The organism is Mesorhizobium sp. 8, assembly GCF_006351905.1.
Lineage (GTDB): Bacteria > Pseudomonadota > Alphaproteobacteria > Rhizobiales > Rhizobiaceae > Mesorhizobium > Mesorhizobium composti.
The window spans coordinates 4,579,260-4,599,478 of sequence record NZ_CP040914.1; the positions used below are offsets into that span (position 1 = coordinate 4,579,260).

Genomic DNA, 20,219 nt, shown 5'->3' on the forward strand with positions numbered 1-20,219 from the left:
GCTTCCCGACCTTGTTCGCAAGGTCCGTTCTTTGACAATGGCCAGACTGCGAGAGCAGGGCGTGGCGACGATGAAGTGCGCCGATATTCAGCTCCCGCCGCGCCGCAGGTGCTCGTCTAGCCTCGGCATGATCTCGACGAAGTTGCAGGGCATGTGGCGGTAGTCGAGCTGCGCCTTCAGGATGCCGTCCCAGGCGTCGCGGCAGGCGCCGGGCGAGCCGGGCAGCACGAAGACGAAGGTGGCGTTGACGACGCCGCCGGTGGCGCGCGACTGGATCGTCGAGGTGCCGATCTTGTCGAAGGAGATGCGGTGGAAGACTTCCGAGAAGCCGTCCATGCGCTTCTCGAAGATCGGTTCCAGCGCTTCCGGCGTCACGTCGCGGCCGGTGAAACCGGTGCCGCCGGTGGTGATGACGACATCCACGCCCTCGTCCTTCGACCAGGCCAGAACCTTGGCGCGGATCTTTTCGCGATCGTCGGTGACGATGGCGCGGTCGGCAAGCAGGTGCCCGGCTTCAGCGATGCGGTCTACAATCGTCTGCCCGGACTTGTCGTCGGCCAGCGTGCGCGTGTCGGAAACGGTGAGCACGGCAATGCGGACGGGGATGAAGGGTCGGTCGGACACGGTTCACGCCTCTTCGCTTCGACCCGGCGAGGGCATGCCGCGCGTCGCCGCCACGAACCAGCCGGGGTGCTTGGCCCTGATGGCCAGGGCTGCGCGCTTGGCGACGTTGCCCGTCTCGAACAGGCCGAAGCAGGTGGCGCCCGAGCCCGACATGCGCGAGAAGCCGGAGCCGGCCTTGTTCAACGCAGCAAGCGCTTGGCCGATGGCCGGCTGGATTTCGCGCGCGGCGGGTTCGAGGTCGTTGCGCGTGGTTTCCAGCCAGTTCCGCAGCGAATGGAAATCGATCGTGCCGGGCAGGGGAGGCAGGCTTTCGCCGTCGCGCCGGGTCAGCCGGGCAAACACCTCGGGCGTCGCCACGGCCGCGCCCGGATTGACCAGCACCAGCGCGAGCGTCGGGAAATCCGCCACCGGCTCGACGATCTCGCCGATGCCTTTGGCGACCAGCGGCCGAGCGGCCAGGCACATCGGCACGTCCGCGCCGAGGCCGGCGCCGATCTCGGCAAGCGCGCGGTCGTCCAGCTTGCTGCCCCACAGCCGGTTCAGCGAGCGCAGCGCGGCGGCCGCGTCGCTCGATCCGCCGCCGATGCCGGAGGCCACGGGCAGGTTCTTTTCAAGCCGGACGGCGGCGGGGGAAAGCACTTGCCGCGCCGGTTCCGGCAGTGCCTGCCGCAGCGCTTCGCGGGCGCGGAGGACGAGATTGCCGGCGCCGGCGTCAAGCTGATCGGCGAACGGGCCGTCGATGGCAAAGCCGTCCTCCGCCGCCGGCTCGACATGCAGCCGGTCGCCGAAGCGGGTGAAGACGACGAGGCTTTCGAGCAGGTGAAAACCGTCGGCGCGCCGGCCGGTCACATGCAGCGCGAGATTAAGCTTGGCCGGCGCCAGCTCGGTGACGGCCAGATCTGCGAGGGTCGGATCGGTGGGAGGAGGCGCGATGTCCACGGTGTGCGGTCGGGCGAGGGGTCAGTCCTTGGCCAGCCGGTATTCGCCCGTCTTGGGGTCCTGCACCAGCGTGCCCATGGTGCCGTTGGCTTGCTGCTTCTCGGCGCGGCGGACCTTGGCGGTCACCCGTTGGGCCTCGCGCACGAACGACCGGTAGCCGACATAGGCGGCGATGCCGACGATGGTGAACAGGATGAGTTGCGGCATGTCGATGCTCCTGCCTCAGGGGCGGTTACGCGGCCAGCAATGTGATTTCCGTTCATGCTAGACCTTTCATGCGGCTTTTCAAAGGCCGTAACGGCTCCACAGGGCGCGATCCTCGGCCGCATCCGCCAGGCCGCCGGCGGCTGCCGCCGCGATGTCGGCCGGTTGTGCCTTCGAGCCGAACAGGCCGAAGCGGGCGAACAGGCCGCGCGGCTGGCTGATCAGCTTGAGCCGCGTCTTGGCCCCGTAGCGCTTTCTCAGTACCCCGCGCATGTCGCCCAGCGCGTCGACCAGCCCGAGGTCGAGGCCGCGCTTGCCGGTCCAGAACAGGCCGGTGAACAGGTCGGGATCGTCCTTCAGCTTCGACCCGCGCCGTTCCTTGACCATGTCGATGAAGGTTTCGTGCACCTCCAGTTGCAGCGCCTTCAGCCGCTCGACGTCTTCCGGCTTTTCCGGCCTGAACGGATCGAGCACGGACTTGTTCTGCCCGGCGGTGTGGACGCGCCGCTCGACGCCGATCTTCTTCAAGAGTTCGGGAAAACCGAAGGAGGCGGACACCACGCCGATCGAGCCGACGATGGAGGAAGGGTCGGCGATGATCTCGTCGCCGGCCAGCGCGATCATGTAGCCGCCGGAGGCCGCCACGTCCTCGACGAAGACCAGCACGCGTTTGTTCTTCTCCACTGCCAAGTCACAGATGCGCTTGTAGATCAGCCGCGACTGCACCGGCGAGCCGCCCGGCGAATTGATGGCAATCGCCACCGCCGGCGCCTCGAAGGCGAAGGCCTTTTCGATCAGCCCGGCCGTGGTGGCGAGCGACAGGCCCGGCCGAAACTGGCTGCCGCCGGCCATGATCGCACCCTGCAGGCGGATGACGGGGATGGTGACGGCGTCGGAACGCCAGGATTTCGGCAGCAGGCGGTTGATGAGACGGCGCAAGGTGTTCTCCGGCAATGGCTGAAAGCATGTAGGCATTCGCCGCGCGGCGGCAATATCAAAGAGGCGTCAATCGCCGAAAAGCGAGGCCATCCCGTTGTTGATGGCGTCGGCGCGGGCCGAAAAGCGGTCGGAACCGGACTCGTGCAGCACCAGCGGCGGTTTGAGCGACAGTTTTGCGCGCGAGCCGCGCCAGGCGCGCAAGACAATGCGGATGGCGGCGGCGTCGGCGCGCGGATGGATGGCGAGGATCTCGGCACCGCCGAAGCGGCCCGAGACGGCGGCGACCAGCTCCGCCAGCTGTTCGGGCCGGGCGATGACGGCCAAGCCGCCGCGCGGTTTTACGACAGCGGCGGCGCTGCGTACCCAGCGCTCGAACAGGGCGTCTTCCATGACATGCGCGGCCCGCTTCAGCGCGTCCGGTGTCGCGCGGTCGGCGCCGGCGTTGAAGGGCGGGTTCATGACGGCGAAATCGAAGCCGTTGTCGGCGAGGCCGGCCGCTACCCGCGCCCGTCCGGTCAATGTCACGTCGGCTTCGAGAACCGAAGCGCGGCCCTGCAAGGCGGCGTTGCCGGGATGCGCCAGCGTCGCTTCGGCGAAGGCGGCCATCTCGGGCGAGCGCTCGACCAGCACCGCCTCGGCCGCCGCGCAGCGCGACAGTACCGCGAGGCCGGCGGCTCCGGCTCCGGCACCGAAATCGGCCAGCCGTCCGGCAAAGGCGGAAGGCACGCTTGCGGCCAGCATCATGGCGTCCATGCCGGCGCGGTGGCCGCTTGCGGCAGGCTGGACAAGGAAGAAGCGTCCGCGATGGAAGGCGTCGACTGTCTGCGCCGTCCCGGCGGGGAGTGCGTTCATGGCCGAGGACTCACGGAACGCGCATCTCGTGGGCGATGCCGGCGTCGGTGAGGATGCGGCGCGCCTCGTCCGCCCGGTCCTTTTCGACCAGGATGCGGCGTGGCAGGACGCCGATCGAACCGTCAAGCACGCTCATGTTCTGGTCGGCCACCAGGAAGCCGATGCCGGCGTCGCGCATCAGCGCTTCGACGAAGGAGATGATGACGACGTCGTTGGTGCGGACAAGTTCGATCATGGCGCGAAATTCGCAGCTTGGGACGGCGATGTAAATGACGGTCGCATCGGCCTCACTTCCCGGCGAAATGCGCCTTCAGCCTCGCTATGTCTTGCGGCGTCCATTGCAGTCCCATCACCGCGACCCAGGCGTCGATATAGTGCTCGGGCGCATAGACGTGGCCGTGCCCCATCGGCGTGGTGGTGGCGAAGGCGAGATCGACCAGCGATTGCAGGAAGGAGACGATCGGATACCAGCGCAACTGGTCCGACACGTCTGGGCCGCGCGGCCGGGTCATCCATTCGGGCGCCCGGTAGAAGGAATAGGGATCGAAGAAGGTGACCGAATCGCTGGCATATTGCAGGTAGACGACGCGCAGCGGCCCCCATTGCGCGCCCGGAATGTCGAGCGCGTTCTTCTGGCTGGTGAAGCGCACATAGGAGCCGTCGCGGAAGCGCGGCAGCCAGAACGGCGTGCCGGCGTTGCGGCGCTCGGTGATCGAGCGCCAGATGCGGCTGGCGAAGGGCGGGCCGGCCCACAGCGCGCCGTGATAGGGATCGCCCAGCACCTCGAACAGCTCGTTCGACAGTTCGGAATTCATCGCCCCGAGGCTGAGGCCGTAGAGATAGAGCTTCGGCCGATGATCCTTCGGCAGCGTGGTCCAATAGCCGTAGACTTCGTGGAAAAGCGCGCGGGAGGCGTCGCTGCCGTAACCGGGCTCGACCAGCAGCGACAGCCAGCTTGCCAGGTAGGAATACTGGATGGCGACGCTGGCGACGTCGCCGCCTTCCAGGTAGTCGAGCGTGTCGGCGGCGGCCGGATCGACCCAGCCGGTGCCGGTCGGCGTGACGATGACCAGCGTGGATTTCTCGAAAGCGCCGACGCGCTTCAATTCCTCCAGCGCCAGCCTTGCGCGCTCGGCGGGCGTGTCGGCGGACCCCAGCCCGACATAGACGCGGATCGGCTCTTGGGCGTCGCGGCCGAGGAAGCCGCCGATATCCTGCGCCGACGGCCCGCTGGAGATGAAATCGCGGCCGGCGCGGCCGAGCCCCTCCCATGTGAGCACCGAAGCCGCACTGCCGGTCTTTTGCGGATCGGCCGGCGGGCTCGACCCGTCCTCGATCAGTTCGTCCATGGCGCGATAGGACGAATCGGCGACGTGCAGCGCGTAGCGCAGCAGGACGCCGTTCGCGACGCCGACGAAGAGGATCGCCGCAACCGCGCTGCCGGCGACAGCGGCGATGCGGCGCGGCACGAACGGGCGAAGCCTTCGCGACGTCATGCGCCCGGTCAGCCGGAACAGGCGCGCCAGGCCGAGCAGCACGACGAAGACGACGAGCGCGATGAGGCCGACCTGGAACGGGCGCACGCTGTCCACCGGCTCCATGCCCATCAGGCTGCGAATGGAATTCTGCCAGGCGGAAGCCTGCCACAGGAAGGCCAGCGCGATGGCGGCGCAGGCGGCGGCCGCAACCTGCTTGGCGATGCGCGCGCCGCGCGCTCGCGGCAGCGGCAGTTCCAGCCAGATCCACAACCATTGGCCGAACACGCCGATGCCGTAGCCGGCGCTGAAGGCGATGCCGGAAAGGACGCCCTGGACCGTGAAGTCGCGCGGGATCAGCGACGGCGTCAGCGAAGCGGCGAAGAACAGCGTGCCGGCAAGCAGCCCAGTCAGCGACAGGGTCCGCCAGAACCGCTCGATCCAGTCTCTCGTCATCAGCACCTTTCCTGATCGCTCCGGGGTCGGACGGGCGTTGCGATCCTCGCCACAGTAGCCATGCCGGCGCATCGGGCAAGGGCGCCGTCGCAGCCTGTGATCCGCGCCAATTCGCCCCTTGCCGGGCATGCGGGCGCCGCCTAGACTCCTTGCGGTTCGAAAGAACGCGGGCGAACAGCGGGACGCGGAGTTTTTAGTGGGTGTCGTAGTCAACCTCGAGGACGGAAAGCGGGAAGCCGCCTCCATCAAGCACCTGATCGACCTGACGGCGGCCGACATGGCGCGCGTCAACGAACTGATCCTGTCGAAGGCCGGTTCGGACGTCGAGATGATCCCGCAGGTCGCCAACCACCTGATTTCCTCGGGCGGCAAGCGCCTGCGCCCGATGGTGACGCTCGCCGCCGCGCAGATGTTCGGCTATTCCGGCGACGGCCATGTCAAGCTCGCCATGGCGGTCGAGTTCATGCACACCGCCACGCTCCTGCACGACGACGTCGTGGACGAAAGCGGTATGCGCCGTGGCAAGAAGACGGCCCGCATGATCTGGGGCAACCAGGCCAGCGTGCTGGTCGGCGACTATCTGCTCGGTCAGGCCTTCCGCGTCATGGTCGACGTCGGCTCGCTCGACGCGCTGGACATCCTGTCGAGCGCCGCTTCGGTGATCGCCGAGGGCGAGGTCATGCAGTTGGCCGCCGCCAAGAACCTGGAAACCACCGAGGACGAGCATTTCGCCGTCATCAAGGCCAAGACCGCGGCGCTTTTCTCGGCAGCGGCGGAGGTCGGGCCGGTGATCGCGGGCGCCACGCGCACGGACCGTGCTGCCCTGCGCTCCTACGGCATGAATCTCGGCCTCGCCTTCCAGCTCATCGACGACGCGCTGGACTACGGCGGCTCCTCGAAGGATCTCGGCAAGAACGTTGGCGACGATTTCCGCGAAGGGAAGGTGACGCTGCCGGTGATTCTGGCCTACCGGCGCGGCACGGCGAGTGAGCGTGCCTTCTGGAAGAAGGCGATCGAGCAGAATTCGGCCGACGATACGGGCCTGGAGCAGGCCATCGGGCTGATGAAGCGGCACGCGGCGATAGCCGACACCATCGGGCGCGCGCGCCATTTCGGCGAGATCGCCCGCGACGCGCTGGCGCCGCTGGAGGCGACGCCGCAGAAATCGGCGCTGATCGACGTCATCGATTTCTGCATCAGCCGGGTTTCGTGAGCGATGCGGCGGCATCGTGGTTTGCGCTTTGTTAATCGGGCGTCCGGATTGTAAAAATCGGGCGTGATCGAGGCGTGACCGCAAAATGGCCATGCTTCGCCCCGAAAAACGCTCGCTGGAATAGCCCTTGCCATGGCAGGGGCCGCGCCCTGTCGGAAAGGAAGACAATGCGGCATAGACGCGCTCGCTGGCTCTCGGGCCTTGCAGTCCTCGCGGTGCTGATGGCCTCCGGCCAGTCAAGCCGGGCCGAGGACAAGCCGGCCCCGCCGATCCAGATCACGTCCTTTTCGGGCGCATTCCTGGCCGCCCGCGTCGCCGAAGCCGACAACGACCTCGACAGCGCCGTCGATTATTACAAGCAGGCGCTGGCCTTTGCGCCCGACGATACGGCGCTGCAGCAGAGCCTGATGCTGACGCTGGTCGCGCAGGGCCGTTTCGAAGAGGCGCTGCCCTATGCCGACAAGCTCAAGGAGGTGCCGGACGTCGAACGCTTCTCGCGGCTGGTGCTGGCCGTCGATTCGTTCAAGAAGAAGGATTACGACAAGGCGCAGTACTGGCTGAAGCTGTCGGTGGCCGCCGATATCGACAAGCTCATTACCGGCATCATGACCGGCTGGGCCAAGGAAGGGGCCGGCCAAGGCGCCGACGCCATGGCCTTCGTCGAAAAGCTCGACGGGCCGGAATGGTTCGACCTGTTCAAATCCTACCATCGCGCGCTGATCGCCGACGCTGCCGGCCTGACGGACAAGGCGGGCGAAATCTACGCCGAGACGATCAAGGACACGGCGGCCGGCAGCGCTGCGCCCGAAACCTGGATGCGTTGCGCCGAGGCTTACGCCTCGTTCCTGGCGCGTCAGGGCGACAAGGACAAGGCGCTCGCCGTGCTGGATCAGGCCGAAGGGTTTGCTACCGGCAAACCCGAGATCGTGGCCCTGCGCGAGGAGATCACCAAGGGCGGCAAGCCTGAGCCGCTGGTGGCCTCGCCCGCCGACGGCGCGTCCGAAATCCTGCTCGACCTCGCCACCGCGCTCAACCGCGGCGGCGGCGAGCCGTTCGTGCGGCTTTACCTGGAATATGCGCTCGCCCTGAAGCCGGACAGCGACGCGGCCCTCATGCAGCTTGCCGCCGTTGCCGAGCAACTGAAGGACGGCAAGCGCGCCATCGAATTGTACCGTCGCATTCCCGCGACCTCGCCGCTCAAGGAGGTCGCCGACCTCCAACTCGGCCTCAACCTCGCCGATATCGGCCAGAAGGACGAGGCCGTCGCGCATCTCAAGGCGCTCGTCGACGCCCATCCCGACGATATGCGCGGCTACCTGGCGCTCGGCGGTGTCTATTCGGTGAAGGAGGATTACCGCTCCGCCGCCAACCTCTATGACAAGGCGGTCGAGCGCCTGAAGACGCCGACCAAGGCGAACTGGAACATCTTCTATCAGCGCGGCATCGCTTACGAGCGGCTGAAGGAATGGCCGAAGGCCGAGCCGAACTTCCGCAAGGCGCTGGAGCTCTATCCCGACCAGCCGCAGGTGCTGAACTATCTCGGCTATTCCTGGGTCGATCAGGGCACCAACCTCAAGGAAGCCCTGGAGATGATCCAGAAGGCGGTCGATCTGAGGCCGAGCGACGGCTACATCGTCGATTCGCTGGGCTGGGCCTACTATCAGCTTGGCCGCTACGACGACGCCGTGCGCGAGATGGAGCGTGCCGTTTCGCTGAAGCCGGAGGATCCGGTGCTCAACGACCATCTGGGTGACGTCTACTGGCGCGTCGGCCGCAAGCTGGAGGCCACCTATCAGTGGCGGACCGCGCGCGACCTGAAGCCGGACCCGGACGTGCTCGCCACGATCGAACGGAAGCTGCGCGAGGGCCTGCCGCCGGTGGAAAAGAACACTGCGCAGGAAATGCAGAAGCCGAAGCCGGCCCCGACGCCTGCGCCGAAGGGGTGAGTGGCCGGTTCGCGAAGCGAATTCATCGTGCCGGTGGCACGATGAAAGGCCACGAACGCCCGGGAGCTGCCGGAGGCAGCGGGACCCGGGCCGGGCGCCGCTCCGCGTAGGGCGGCAACCTGCAAGCGCCGGCGCTTACATCGCACCGGCTCCGCGGGCACTTGTCCCCGGCACGGCCAGCCGTCCTCGCCTCAGAACATCTTCCGATAGACAACGAAGCCGGAATGATCGGCGACCTTGTTGTAGAGCGCCTGCGCCGTGTCGTTGGTTTCGTGCGTGAGCCAGTAGACGCGCGGCGCACCGGCAGCCGAGGCCCGTTCGTAGACGGCTTCGATCAGGGCACGGCCTACGCCTTGGCCGCGCGTCGTCTCGTCGGTGAACAGGTCCTGCAGATAGCAGTTCGGCGCGATCGATATGGTGCTGCGATGGAAGAGGTAGTGCACGAGGCCGACCAACCTGCCGTCCTTTTCCGCCACCAGCGCATGGACGGGCTCGTAGGCGTCGAAGAAGCGTGTCCAGGTCGTCCGCGTGATCTCGTCCGGCAGCCGGGTGTCGCCGGCGCGGCCGTAGAAGGCGTTATAGCCGTCCCATAGCGGCAGCCAGTCCTCGAAGTCGGTCTGCGAGACCGGGCGGATGACGGGACGGTCGGACATCAGGCGTTTTCCAGTGGAGAGCCGCCCTGGCCCTAACCGGCGATTCGAGAGGCGGCAATGTGCCAGCCGGTGTCAAAAGGTGTGCGTGGATGCTTTGCTTGACGCCTCAAGGTGTCCCCTCTAGGGAAGGCCGCATCCTGTCATTGCCGCCGAGGCCGTTTCCGTGACCGCCGAATTGCCAGCCCACATGCACCCCAGCCGCTCGTTCCAGGGGCTGATCCTGACGCTGCACGACTACTGGGCGAATTACGGTTGCGTCGTACTCCAGCCCTACGACATGGAAGTCGGCGCCGGCACCTTCCATCCGGCCACGACGCTGAGGGCGCTTGGGCCGAAGGCGTGGAACGCCGCCTACGTACAGCCGTCGCGCCGGCCCAAGGACGGACGCTACGGCGAGAACCCCAACCGCCTGCAGCACTATTATCAGTATCAGGTGATCCTGAAGCCGAACCCGCCGAACCTGCAGGAACTCTATCTCGGTTCGCTGGAGGCGATCGGCGTCGACCCGCTTCTGCACGATATCCGCTTCGTCGAGGACGACTGGGAAAGCCCGACTCTCGGCGCCTGGGGGCTCGGCTGGGAATGCTGGTGCGACGGCATGGAAGTGTCGCAGTTCACCTATTTTCAGCAGGTCTGCGGCATCGAATGCGCCCCGGTTGCGGGCGAACTGACCTACGGGCTGGAGCGGCTGGCCATGTATGTGCAGGGTGTCGACAACGTCTACGACCTGAACTTCAACGGTCGCGAGGGCGCCGACAAGGTCACCTATGGCGACGTCTTCCTGCAGGCCGAGCAGGAATATTCGCGTCACAACTTCGAATATGCCGACACGGCGCGGCTGTTCCGCCATTTCGAGGACGCCGAAAAGGAATGCCTGGCGCTGCTGGCGGCCGGCGCGCCGAAGGACGGCGGTGCGCACCGCATGGTGCTGCCGGCCTACGACCAGTGCATCAAGGCCTCGCACTGCTTCAACCTGCTCGATGCGCGCGGCGTCATCTCCGTGACGGAACGGCAGAGCTACATCCTGCGCGTGCGCAACCTCGCCAAGGCCTGCGGCGAGGCGTTCCTGCTGACCGAGGCGGGCGGTTTCGCAGCGTAATTTCAAAGGGTTCACGGGCAGGGTTCGAGTGCTGCCCAGTCCATGCCGGAATGGCGAACCGCAGCCGCCTGATTGCCTGAATTGCAGAAGACGGGCGACGTCTGGGTGCCGATGATGCGCAGTGCCTGGCGCACGCCCGGCATGGTGATGGCGCCATGCACCTGGGCTGCAAGCAGGGCGCCGAGAGCGATGGTCTGGAGAAGTGAGGAGGCGGTCTTCATGGTCGTCTTGCCCACTAGCTTCCTGCCTGAGCGTCGCCGCTTCAGTGCGTCGTTCCTGTCGATGTGCGTTGTGCCCCTAGGACGCGCGGGCCGGACCGGAGCCGACAGGCCTGCGAAATTTTTGTCATTCCGACCCGCAAGGGTGACAGCGGCAAGCTGAGTTGCTATGCCGCGCCGCGACAGTCCTTCGCCAAGAGCCCACCATGCCCGACCTTCTTCTTGAACTCCGCTCCGAGGAAATCCCCGCGCGCATGCAGAGGAAGGCTGCCGGCGATCTGAAGAAGATGATCACCGACGGTCTGGTCGACGCCGGCCTGACCTATGAGGCCGCCCGCGAATACTGGACGCCGCGCCGGCTGGTGCTGGACGTTCGCGGCCTGACCGCGCGCTCGAAGGATGTGCGCGACGAGATCAAGGGTCCATCGACGAAGGCGCCCGAGCAGGCTATCCAGGGTTTTCTGCGCAAGGCCGGGCTGGCTTCGATTACCGATGCCCAGATCCAGTCGGACCCGAAGAAGGGCGATTTCTACGTCGCCCACATCGTCAAGGCGGGCCGTGCGGCCGACGAGATCATCGCCGAACTGGTGCCCGCGGTCATCCGCGCCTTCCCCTGGCCGAAATCGATGCGCTGGGGTGCTGCCTCCGGGCCGAAGGGCCGTTCCTACGGCGGTGTCGAGGGGCGCGGCGGCGAGGCGCTGCGCTGGGTCAGGCCACTGCAATCCATCGTCTGCACCTTCGGGCCGGAGACGGAGGAACCGGTCGTGGTCGATTTCGAGATCGACGGCATCCGCTCCGGCAACGTCACCTACGGCCATCGCTTCCATGCGCCGGGGGCCATCACGGTCAAGCGCTTCGATGACTACGCGGCGAAGCTCGAGGCGGCGAAGGTGGTCGTCGACGCCGAGCGGCGGAAGGAAAGCATCCTGGCCGATGCCAGGAACCTTGCTTTCGCCAACGGCCTCGACCTCGTCGAGGACGAGGGGCTGCTGGAGGAGGTTTCCGGACTGGTCGAATGGCCGGTCGTGCTGATGGGCGAATTTGAGAAGGATTTCCTCGGCATTCCGGCAGAGGTCATCCGGCTGACCATCCGCGCCAACCAGAAATGCTTCGTCTGCTCCCCAACCTCCCCCTTGAGGGGAGGTCGCGCCGAAGGTGCGGGTGGGGGCACTTTGTCGAGTGCCGGCGCTGGTGAACCCCCACCCCTAACCCCTCCCCTCAAGGGGGAGGGGGATGGTATGGCCCTCTCCAATCGTTTCCTCGTCACGGCGAACATCGAGGCCAGCGACGGCGGTGCCGAGATCGCGCGCGGCAACGGCAAGGTGGTGCGCGCGCGCCTGTCGGACGCGCTCTATTTCTGGAAGACCGACCAGTCGGACCTGCCGGACCTCGGCGCGCTGAAGGCATCGGCCGAAAAGTTCGATCTGGACTTGGGCAAGCCGCTCGACCAGCGCATGGCCCGTCTCGATCATTTGAACGTCACCTTCCATGCCAAGCTGGGCACGCAGGGTGAACGGGTGGAGCGTATCCGCCGGTTGGCGCGCGAGTTGGCGCCCGTCGTCGGTGCGGATGCGGCTCTCGCCGCCCGCGCGGCGACGTTGGCCAAGGCCGACCTGCAGACCGAAGTGGTGGGCGAATTTCCCGAGTTGCAAGGCGCTATGGGGCGCAAATACGCTTTGCTGCAAGGCGAAAATCCGTCCGTGGCGGCGGCTCTCGAAGAGCATTACAAGCCGCAAGGTCCGTCCGACCGCGTGCCGAGCGATCCGGTGTCGATCGCCGTGGCGTTGGCCGACAAGCTGGACACGCTCGTCGGCTTCTGGGCGATCGACGAGAAACCGACGGGCAGCAAGGACCCCTATGCGTTGCGCAGGGCGGCGTTGGGCGTCATTCGCCTTGCGCTTGCCGGCAGCAACAAGCTCGAATTGACGAAACTTTTCGCCTCGGCTCTGGCCTGGCACGACGAGCCGCGCATCGAAAAGCAGCTCGACGCTTTCCAGGGGAAGCTCGACGCGCAGAAGTCCGGCGACGTCGACGGCGAGGAGGACCTGGACAATGCCGTGGGCGGATATGAACAGCGTATCCGCGCTGAAGCGGCCGAGAAGGCCGGGCCGCTGACCGGCGACCTCCTCTCCTTCTTCCATGATCGCCTGAAGGTCTATCTTCGCGACCAGGGCGCGCGGCACGACCTGATCGATGCCGTCATCACGCCGCAGTCCGACGACCTGCTCACCATCGTGCGCCGCGTCGAGGCGCTCGGAAAATTCCTCGACACCGAGGACGGCAGCAACCTGCTCGCCGGCACCAAGCGCGCCGCCAACATCCTCGCCGCCGAGGAGAAGAAGGGCACGGCCGTTGCGGTGGCCGTCGCCCCGTCGCTTCTGCGCGAGGATGCCGAGAAGAAGCTTTTTGCGGCGGTGAATCAGGCTGAGAGCCACGCCGGCGAAGCGATTCAAAAGGAAGACTTTTCCGCCGCCATGCTGGCTCTCAGCGTGTTGCGCGAACCCGTTGATTCATTCTTCGAGAAAGTTCTCGTGAACGACGAGGATCAGGCCGTGCGCGCCAACCGCCTGGCGCTGCTCGAACGCATCCGGGCGGCGACCGGTCAGGTCGCCGATTTCTCCAAGATCGCCGGATAACAACGGACGAGAAGCCAGGCGCCCGGCTTTCTGCGTGGCGAACGCCTCGATGAGGCGGGACCTCAGCGCTCCAGCACGGTCACCCGCACGGAGCGCGTATAGACGTCCACCTGGATCAGCGGCTCGCCCCTGACGATGGCGTTCCTTGTGCTGCCGCTCATGGCGCCGGGCCTTTGCAGCATCCGTTCCAGCCGTGCCCTGTCGTCGTTGCCGCGGAACCAGGCGTCGCGCTCGTCATCGCGGTCGCGGCGGTGGAACTTGTGATAGTTGGCGCGGTCCTGCCGCACCATTTGCGCGGCGCCATCCAGCCTGTAGCCGTCGCTGGCGAAGTGGTCCTCGTCGGAGATGCGGGCGACGTAGCTGCCCAGAAACTCATCGGCCTTGGCCGTGGCCGTGAAACCGGCGACGAGAAACCCGACGGCGGTCGCCGCTGCAAGTCTTTTCATGATTACCCCCTGAATGCCCTTTGGGCGTGAATGCCGGGGCATTCTTGCTGAGGCTCGATGACGAAATTGCGGCGGATCTATGTGCCGCTGCTGCCGTCAGATCGGTTTGCGCCGCGGCCCGTTGCTGACCGGTTCCGGGATTTCGGCCTGCGAGCTTTGGCCGACCGAAGGAGCGGAGCGGTTGTCCGTCTGGACGCCCGGCTTCGCGCCGGTTTCTGCCGGTTCCGAACGGACCGGAAGCGGATCGGCCGACGCGCCGCCGGTGATACCACCACGCATCACCATGGGTGCAAGCACGGGCTCGGAAGATTCAGGCACCTGCGGTGCCGGAATGGCAGCGACTTTGTCGTCGCTGACCGCCACAGCGGGCTCGCCGAGCGAAACGATGGACGGCGTGGCTTCCGGCGTGCCGCCGAGCGTGACGATGGGGGAAGCCTGCGCGCCGAAGCACGTCGCCGCGAAGGAAAGCACCAAGAGTGTACCGCGCATGATGGACCCCGTTGCCCGAAGCATGGCGGCCACCATAGCAGGCACGGATTGATGCCGACTTGTACGAGAACTTCGCATTTTAAAGATCGCCGATTTGCCGCGCCGGTCTTGCTGGCCGGCAAGCGCGGGTATAGGCACCTCGCGCAAAGAGGTTCACATGGCTGAGGTGATTTTAGCGGGCGCCGCACTCGACCGGGCAACGACGCTGCTCGCTGCCGGCGAGGTGGTCGCCATTCCGACCGAAACGGTCTACGGGCTGGCCGGCGACGCCACCAACGGCGCGGCGGTGGCGCGCATTTTCGAGGCCAAGGGCCGGCCGCGCTTCAACCCGCTGATCGCCCATGTCGCGGATCTGGCCATGGCCGAACGCATCGGCGTGTTCGACCCGCTGTCTCGCCAGTTGGCCGGGCGTTTCTGGCCGGGACCGCTGACGCTGGTCCTGCCCTTGCGGGCAGGCGCCGGCATCCATCCATTGGTCACGGCCGGGCTGGACACCATCGCGCTGCGCATGCCGCGCGGCTTCGCGCATGGCCTGATCGCCGGGCTCGGCCGGCCACTGGCCGCCCCCAGCGCCAATTCTTCCGGCAGGATCAGCGCCACCTACGCCGCCGCGGTCGAAGCGGATCTCGGCAGCCGGATTCCGCTGGTTGTCGACGGAGGGAAAACCCCGGTCGGGTTGGAATCGACCATCGTCAAGGTCGATGGCGGTCGCCTGCTGCTGTTGAGGCCGGGTGGCATCGCCGCAGATGAGATCGAAGCCGTCGCCGGCACCAGGCTGGAACGCGGCGCAAAGGGGGTTCAATCGCCCGGAATGCTGGCGTCGCACTACGCGCCGAATGCCGCCATGCGCCTGGATGCCGATGCGGTGCGGCCGGGCGAGGCGCTGCTGGCTTTCGGGCCGAGGCGGGTTCGGGACGCCGGGGCCGCAGTAGCGGTGAAGAACCTGTCACCGGCCGGCGAGCTGCGCGAGGCGGCGGCCAACCTGTTCGGCTTCATGGCCGAACTGGACCGAAGCGGCGCACCTGTCATCGCCGTCGAGCCGGTGCCCAGGGAAGGACTGGGGGAGGCGATCAACGATCGGCTCGCCCGTGCCGCCGCGCCGCGTGACAAGCCGCTGCCGCCGACATAGTTTCCGCGCCATGGAAACTGTTGCCCGCGCCATCGATCCCGCCCTTATCGCCCGCTTCGCGGCCATCATCGGCGATCGCTATGCATTGACCGATCAGGCCGAGATCGGGCCGTACCTCACCGAGCGGCGCGGCCTGTGGCACGGCGCGACGCCCTTGGTGCTCAGGCCCGGCAGCGTGGAGGAGGTGAGCCGCATCATGCGGCTGGCCAGCGAGACGGGCACGCCCATCGTTCCGCAAAGCGGCAACACCGGCCTTGTCGGCGCGCAGGTGCCGGACGCCTCGGGCCGGCAGGTCGTGCTTTCCCTGTCGCGGCTGAACCGCATCCGCGAGCTCGACGTGCAGTCGAACACGGCAACCGTCGAAGCCGGCGTCATCCTGCAAACCTTGCAGGACGCGGCCGACGCCGCCGACCGGCTGTTTCCACTGTCGCTGGCAGCCCAGGGCTCGTGCCAGATCGGCGGCAATCTTTCCTCCAATGCCGGCGGCACCGGCGTGCTGGCCTATGGCAATGCGCGCGAACTCTGTCTCGGCGTCGAGGTGGTGCTGCCGACCGGCGAGGTTTTCGACGACCTGCGCAAGTTGAAGAAGGACAACACCGGTTACGACCTGAAGAACCTGTTCGTCGGCGCCGAGGGCACGCTGGGCGTCATCACCGCCGCCGTCATGAAGCTGTTCCCGAAGCCGAAGGGGCGGGAAGTGGCGTTCGTCGGCCTGGGTTCGCCTGAGGCGGCGCTGGCGCTGTTCCTGGCCGCGACCGGCCGTGCCGGCTCCGCGCTCACCGCCTTCGAACTGATCGCCCGCCGGCCCTACGATTTCACCTTGCGCCACGCGCCGGGCATGGTGCGGCCGCTGGCTGAAGACTGGCCCTGGTACGTGCTGATGGAGATCTCGTCCGGCCGCTCGGCAGAGGACGCGCGGGGCCTGATGGAGGATATCCTTACCGCCATGCTGGAAGATGGCACGGCAGGAGATGCGGTGATCGCCGCCAGCCTGAGCCAACGCGACGCCTTCTGGAATTTCCGCGAAGTCCTGCCGGAGACGCAGAAGAAGGAAGGCGCCTCCATCAAGCACGATATATCCGTGCCGGTGGCGGCGATCCCGACTTTCATCGAAAGGGGCGAGGCTGCGGTTCGCTCGGTCAGTTCCGGCGCGCGCGTCGTCTGCTTCGGCCACATGGGCGACGGCAACCTGCACTACAACATCTCGCGGCCCGAGGACGGCGACGACGAAGCCTTCCTGGCTCTCTACCGGCCGATGAACAGGGCCGTCCACGATGTCGTGCGCTCGCTCGGCGGTTCGATTTCGGCCGAGCACGGCATCGGCCAGTTGAAGCGCGACGAACTGATCGCCACCGCCCCGCCGATGGCGATCGACCTGATGCGGCGCGTCAAGGCCGCTTTTGATCCGGCCGGCATCATGAACCCCGGCAAGGTCATCTGACGGTGCCGCGCTTCGCCGGTTGCATTTGGATAACCATGCGGCGGATCAGCAAAATTTAACCGACTTTCTTAAGCGGGGCGATAGCAGCCCCGCGCTACCTTCCTTCGCACAGAGGCCGGAATAACCGGCCCGCAGGGGGAACCGGGAAACCGGCTCTCAGGAGAGACAGGAAGGCTTTTCGATGAACACCGGACTGAAGCCAGTCTGGGCCGGCCGCAACATGCGGCTGGACCCCTTTCGCCTGCCGCAGGCGGTCAGCTACGCCACGCGCGACGATGTGGGCGACGTCACCGTCACCATCGACCATCGCGGCGCCGTCATCCGCCGCACGTTGGAAAGAAGCGGGCTGCCGGCCATCATCGCCCTGCCTGCACACGTTTTCCGCGGCGTTGCCGCGCGCGCCATCGAGGATGACATGGGTGCCGTCACGGTGACGCTGGAACTGCTGCACGACGACGCGGCGTTGTCGGTGCCGCTGCTGGTCGCAGACGATCTCGACGATATCGCCGCCGACTGGCGCGCCTGGGCCGATGCCTATCGGTTGCCGATGCTGCTGATCGAGGCCGATGGTGTCGCCCGCACGCTGGAAGAGTCGCTCGGCACCGTCGTCAAGACCGCGCCGCCCAAGGCGCGCCGCAAGGGCCGCATCTCCACGCAGCGCCGGCCGCGCTTCCTCGCCCGCCGCCGCACCGGCGACCTCGGGCTCAGGCTGGTCATCGGCGGCGAGGAGATCATCGCCCGGGCATGACCCGTTCCCTCCCTTCGAGGGAGGGATCATTCTCAGATCATCGGCTTCAGCGTCACCCACAGGGCGGCGCCGATCAGGCCGGCGAAGATCAGCCAGCCGACGACATTGTTCGACTTGAAAAGCCGCAGGCACTGGTCGGGATTGTCGATGTCGAGCGTGGTGATCTGGCGCGTCATGTGGGCGCCGGCCGCGATAAGCCCCGCCAGTGCCACGACGGGCGCCTGCGCGGAAGCGAAAGCCAGCGCGAAGCACAGCAGCGCCCCGCCATAGAGCCCGACAAGCCAGGGTTTGGTGTTGGCGCCGAACAGGCGCGCGGTGGAGCGCACGCCGACGATGGCGTCGTCCTCCTTGTCCTGGTGGGCGTAGATCGTGTCGTAGCCGATCGTCCACAGGATCGACCCTGCGTAGAGCAGGACGGCAGGACCGTCGAGATCGCCGAACTCGGCCGCCCAGCCCATCAGCGCGCCCCAGGAAAACGCAAGCCCCAGAACGAATTGCGGCCAGTCGGTGATTCGCTTCATGAACGGGTAGATCGCCACCACCACGAGCGAGCAAAGGCCGAGCAGGATGGCGAAGCTGTTGAACTGCACCAGCACGACGAGGCCGGCGAGCGCTTGCAGGACAAGGAACGCCCAGGCCTGCCGGCGGCTGACCTGGCCGGAAGGCAGCGGACGCGAGCGCGTACGCTCGACCTGGTTGTCGATGCCCTCGTCGACCAGATCGTTATAGGTGCATCCGGCGCCGCGCATGGCGACGGCGCCGATCAGGAACAGCAGCAGCGTCGAGAGTTGGGGCAGCAGCGAAACGAGGCTGTCATCCGGCCTTGCATAGGCAGACGCCGCCAGCGCCGCCGACCACCAGCACGGCCACAACAGCAGTTGCCAGCCGATCGGCCGGTCCCAGCGAGCGAGTTGCGCATAGGGCCACAGGCCGCGCGGCAGGATGCGGTACACCCAATGCCCACTCGGCGCGTCTGCGACCCGCCCCTGGGCTGCTTTCGACTGGATTGTTTCCATGGTCGATGGAGTGGCAGGGGAAGGGGAAGGCGTCAAGCCGGCGATTTGTCCTTGATAAGGTGATCCTGCGCTTGACCCTCGATGCGGGGCGACCTACCGCAATGCCAATCCCGATATCGGCCGGAGGTGACTGGGCATGAACGTTCTTCTTCTCGGCTCCGGCGGGCGCGAACATGCGCTGGCCTGGAAGATCGCCGCATCGCCGCTGCTGACGACGCTCTACGCCGCGCCCGGCAACCCCGGTATCGCGCGAGTGGCGGAACTGGCAGCCCTGGATGTCGCTGATCATGGGGCCATCGCCGGCTTCTGCCGCGAAAAGGGCATCGACCTCGTCGTCGTCGGGCCGGAAGCGCCGCTGGTTGCAGGCCTGGCAGACGACCTGCGCGCGCAGGGCATCCGCGTTTTCGGCCCATCGAAGGCAGCGGCCCAGCTCGAAGGCTCGAAGGGCTTCACCAAGGATTTCTGCGCCGAGTTCGGCATACCGACCGCCGCCTATGGCCGCTTCGACACACTGGCGGCGGCCAAAGCCTATGTCGAAAAGGTCGGCGCGCCGATCGTCGTCAAGGCCGACGGACTGGCCGCCGGCAAGGGCGTTACGGTGGCGACGACGCTGGACGAGGCGTTTTCCGCGCTGGAGGCCTGTTTCGAGGGCACGTTCGGCGGTGCCGGCGCCGAAGTGGTGGTCGAGGAGATGCTGGTCGGCGAGGAGGCGAGCTTCTTCTGCCTGTGCGACGGCGTCACCGCGCTGCCCTTCGGCACCGCGCAGGACCATAAGCGCGTCGGCGAGGGCGATACAGGGCCCAACACCGGCGGCATGGGCGCCTATTCACCGGCGCCGGTGATGACGCCGGACATGGTCGAGCGCACCATGCGCGAGATTGTCGAGCCGACCATGCGCGGCATGGCGGCGCGAGGAACGCCGTTTTCCGGCGTGCTGTTCGCCGGCCTGATGATCACCGCCGACGGGCCGAAGCTTATCGAATACAACGTCCGCTTCGGCGATCCTGAATGCCAGGTTCTGATGATGCGGCTGAAGGACGACCTGCTGGTGTTGCTGAACGCCGCCGCCGACGGCCAGCTTGCCCACACCTCGGTGCGCTGGCGGGACGAGGCTGCGCTGACGGTGGTGATGGCCGCGAACGGCTATCCGGGCACGCCGGAAAAGGGCTCCGTCATTCGCGGCCTGGACGAGGCCACGCCCGACGGCGTCGAGGTTTTTCATGCCGGCACGGCCATTAATGCCGGCGCGCTGGTGGCGAACGGTGGGCGCGTGCTCAATGTGACGGCTATCGGCGCTTCCGTTTCCGATGCGCAGAAGAAGGCTTATGACGCGGTCGATCGCATCGACTGGCCGCAGGGCTTTTGCCGCCGCGACATAGGCTGGCGCGCCGTGGAGCGGGAGCGGCACTGACCGGCTTCCGTACCGGGCGGGCGGGCACGATCGTTCCCGTCACGACCGGGTCTATGCCTGCCTGGGAGGCTTCCGCGATGGGGACGATCCGCCGTTCGTCCTGTTTCGCAGCCGCATATTCAGCCATGCCGTTGGCGTAGGGCGATGGCCGGTTCGCCGGCATGTGGAAGCCGGCGACAAACCCACTCCATCCCTTGATGAGTGCGGCGGAGAGTTCGCCCGGCGTCGGCAGCGGTGCGACGTCGGCATAGGCGATTGTCACGTTGCCCTTCAGACCATCCTCGC

At 66.8% G+C, this 20,219-nt stretch carries 20 protein-coding genes; 8 read left to right on the top strand and 12 right to left on the bottom strand.

Going from position 1 to position 20,219, the window contains the following annotated elements:
• Positions 1 to 87: 87 nt before the first annotated feature.
• The 7 genes from moaB to FGU64_RS22115 all read right to left on the bottom strand — a co-directional run bounded on the left by moaB (position 88) and on the right by FGU64_RS22115 (position 5,489).
• Positions 88 to 624, bottom strand: a complete 537-nt coding sequence (moaB, locus tag FGU64_RS22085; protein ID WP_136359277.1) for a molybdenum cofactor biosynthesis protein B — start codon at positions 622 to 624, stop codon at positions 88 to 90.
• Between the two features lie 3 nt (positions 625 to 627).
• Complete coding sequence (locus tag FGU64_RS22090; RefSeq protein ID WP_246671390.1) at positions 628 to 1,557, bottom strand: 4-(cytidine 5'-diphospho)-2-C-methyl-D-erythritol kinase; 930 nt, start codon at positions 1,555 to 1,557, stop codon at positions 628 to 630.
• A gap of 27 nt (positions 1,558 to 1,584) precedes the next feature.
• Complete coding sequence (locus FGU64_RS22095) at positions 1,585 to 1,770, bottom strand: hypothetical protein (protein WP_139955044.1); 186 nt, start codon at positions 1,768 to 1,770, stop codon at positions 1,585 to 1,587.
• A gap of 78 nt (positions 1,771 to 1,848) precedes the next feature.
• A complete protein-coding gene (locus FGU64_RS22100; RefSeq protein WP_139955045.1) occupies positions 1,849 to 2,706 on the bottom strand; it encodes a S49 family peptidase in 858 nt (285 codons plus the stop codon).
• A gap of 66 nt (positions 2,707 to 2,772) precedes the next feature.
• On the bottom strand, positions 2,773 to 3,558 hold the full coding sequence (locus FGU64_RS22105) for a methyltransferase (RefSeq protein ID WP_139955046.1): 786 nt from the start codon (positions 3,556 to 3,558) through the stop codon (positions 2,773 to 2,775).
• Positions 3,559 to 3,568: 10 nt separating this feature from the next.
• Positions 3,569 to 3,793 (bottom strand): DUF2007 domain-containing protein, encoded by a 225-nt coding sequence (locus FGU64_RS22110; RefSeq protein ID WP_136359270.1) that lies wholly within the window; start codon positions 3,791 to 3,793, stop codon positions 3,569 to 3,571.
• A gap of 52 nt (positions 3,794 to 3,845) precedes the next feature.
• Positions 3,846 to 5,489, bottom strand: coding sequence for an alpha/beta-hydrolase family protein (locus FGU64_RS22115; protein WP_139955047.1), 1,644 nt, complete (start codon positions 5,487 to 5,489; stop codon positions 3,846 to 3,848).
• Between the two features lie 196 nt (positions 5,490 to 5,685).
• On the opposite strand from FGU64_RS22115, the gene FGU64_RS22120 reads away from it, so the two are divergent.
• Together FGU64_RS22120 and FGU64_RS22125 are read left to right on the top strand one after the other, a co-directional pair.
• Positions 5,686 to 6,702 (top strand): polyprenyl synthetase family protein, encoded by a 1,017-nt coding sequence (locus tag FGU64_RS22120; RefSeq protein ID WP_139955048.1) that lies wholly within the window; start codon positions 5,686 to 5,688, stop codon positions 6,700 to 6,702.
• A 167-nt stretch (positions 6,703 to 6,869) separates the two neighbouring features.
• The gene (locus tag FGU64_RS22125; protein ID WP_139955049.1) at positions 6,870 to 8,648 is read left to right on the top strand and encodes a tetratricopeptide repeat protein; all 1,779 of its coding nucleotides are present in this window, start codon (positions 6,870 to 6,872) and stop codon (positions 8,646 to 8,648) included.
• A 191-nt stretch (positions 8,649 to 8,839) separates the two neighbouring features.
• Here FGU64_RS22125 and FGU64_RS22130 read toward each other — a convergent pair whose 3' ends face one another.
• The gene (locus tag FGU64_RS22130) at positions 8,840 to 9,301 is read right to left on the bottom strand and encodes a GNAT family N-acetyltransferase (protein WP_139955050.1); all 462 of its coding nucleotides are present in this window, start codon (positions 9,299 to 9,301) and stop codon (positions 8,840 to 8,842) included.
• 163 nt (positions 9,302 to 9,464) lie between these two features.
• Between FGU64_RS22130 and FGU64_RS22135 the strand changes: the two genes are divergently transcribed.
• Positions 9,465 to 10,400, top strand: a complete 936-nt coding sequence (locus tag FGU64_RS22135) for a glycine--tRNA ligase subunit alpha (protein WP_139955051.1) — start codon at positions 9,465 to 9,467, stop codon at positions 10,398 to 10,400.
• Positions 10,401 to 10,411: 11 nt separating this feature from the next.
• On the opposite strand, the gene FGU64_RS22140 is transcribed toward FGU64_RS22135, so the two are convergent.
• Positions 10,412 to 10,636, bottom strand: coding sequence for a hypothetical protein (locus tag FGU64_RS22140; RefSeq protein WP_139955052.1), 225 nt, complete (start codon positions 10,634 to 10,636; stop codon positions 10,412 to 10,414).
• Between the two features lie 188 nt (positions 10,637 to 10,824).
• On the opposite strand from FGU64_RS22140, the gene glyS reads away from it, so the two are divergent.
• Positions 10,825 to 13,254, top strand: a complete 2,430-nt coding sequence (gene glyS, locus FGU64_RS22145) for a glycine--tRNA ligase subunit beta (RefSeq protein WP_139955053.1) — start codon at positions 10,825 to 10,827, stop codon at positions 13,252 to 13,254.
• Positions 13,255 to 13,316: 62 nt separating this feature from the next.
• Here glyS and FGU64_RS22150 read toward each other — a convergent pair whose 3' ends face one another.
• A complete protein-coding gene (locus tag FGU64_RS22150; RefSeq protein ID WP_139955054.1) occupies positions 13,317 to 13,700 on the bottom strand; it encodes a hypothetical protein in 384 nt (127 codons plus the stop codon).
• Between the two features lie 96 nt (positions 13,701 to 13,796).
• Positions 13,797 to 14,171, bottom strand: coding sequence for a hypothetical protein (locus FGU64_RS22155; RefSeq protein ID WP_246671391.1), 375 nt, complete (start codon positions 14,169 to 14,171; stop codon positions 13,797 to 13,799).
• Between the two features lie 175 nt (positions 14,172 to 14,346).
• Between FGU64_RS22155 and FGU64_RS22160 the strand changes: the two genes are divergently transcribed.
• From FGU64_RS22160 to FGU64_RS22170, 3 genes are all read left to right on the top strand, one after another.
• Positions 14,347 to 15,318 carry an L-threonylcarbamoyladenylate synthase gene (locus tag FGU64_RS22160; RefSeq protein ID WP_139955056.1) on the top strand — a complete coding sequence of 324 codons (972 nt, stop codon included), beginning with the start codon at positions 14,347 to 14,349 and terminating at the stop codon, positions 15,316 to 15,318.
• Positions 15,319 to 15,328: 10 nt separating this feature from the next.
• Positions 15,329 to 16,759: an FAD-binding oxidoreductase gene (locus FGU64_RS22165; protein ID WP_139955057.1), complete on the top strand. Its 1,431-nt coding sequence runs from the start codon at positions 15,329 to 15,331 to the stop codon at positions 16,757 to 16,759.
• Positions 16,760 to 16,940: 181 nt separating this feature from the next.
• Positions 16,941 to 17,507, top strand: a complete 567-nt coding sequence (locus FGU64_RS22170) for a DUF6101 family protein (RefSeq protein WP_139955058.1) — start codon at positions 16,941 to 16,943, stop codon at positions 17,505 to 17,507.
• Positions 17,508 to 17,539: 32 nt separating this feature from the next.
• On the opposite strand, the gene ubiA is transcribed toward FGU64_RS22170, so the two are convergent.
• A complete protein-coding gene (ubiA, locus tag FGU64_RS22175; protein ID WP_139955515.1) occupies positions 17,540 to 18,523 on the bottom strand; it encodes a 4-hydroxybenzoate octaprenyltransferase in 984 nt (327 codons plus the stop codon).
• A gap of 136 nt (positions 18,524 to 18,659) precedes the next feature.
• Between ubiA and purD the strand changes: the two genes are divergently transcribed.
• Complete coding sequence (gene purD, locus FGU64_RS22180) at positions 18,660 to 19,934, top strand: phosphoribosylamine--glycine ligase (RefSeq protein WP_139955059.1); 1,275 nt, start codon at positions 18,660 to 18,662, stop codon at positions 19,932 to 19,934.
• Positions 19,935 to 20,219: the final 285 nt, after the last annotated feature.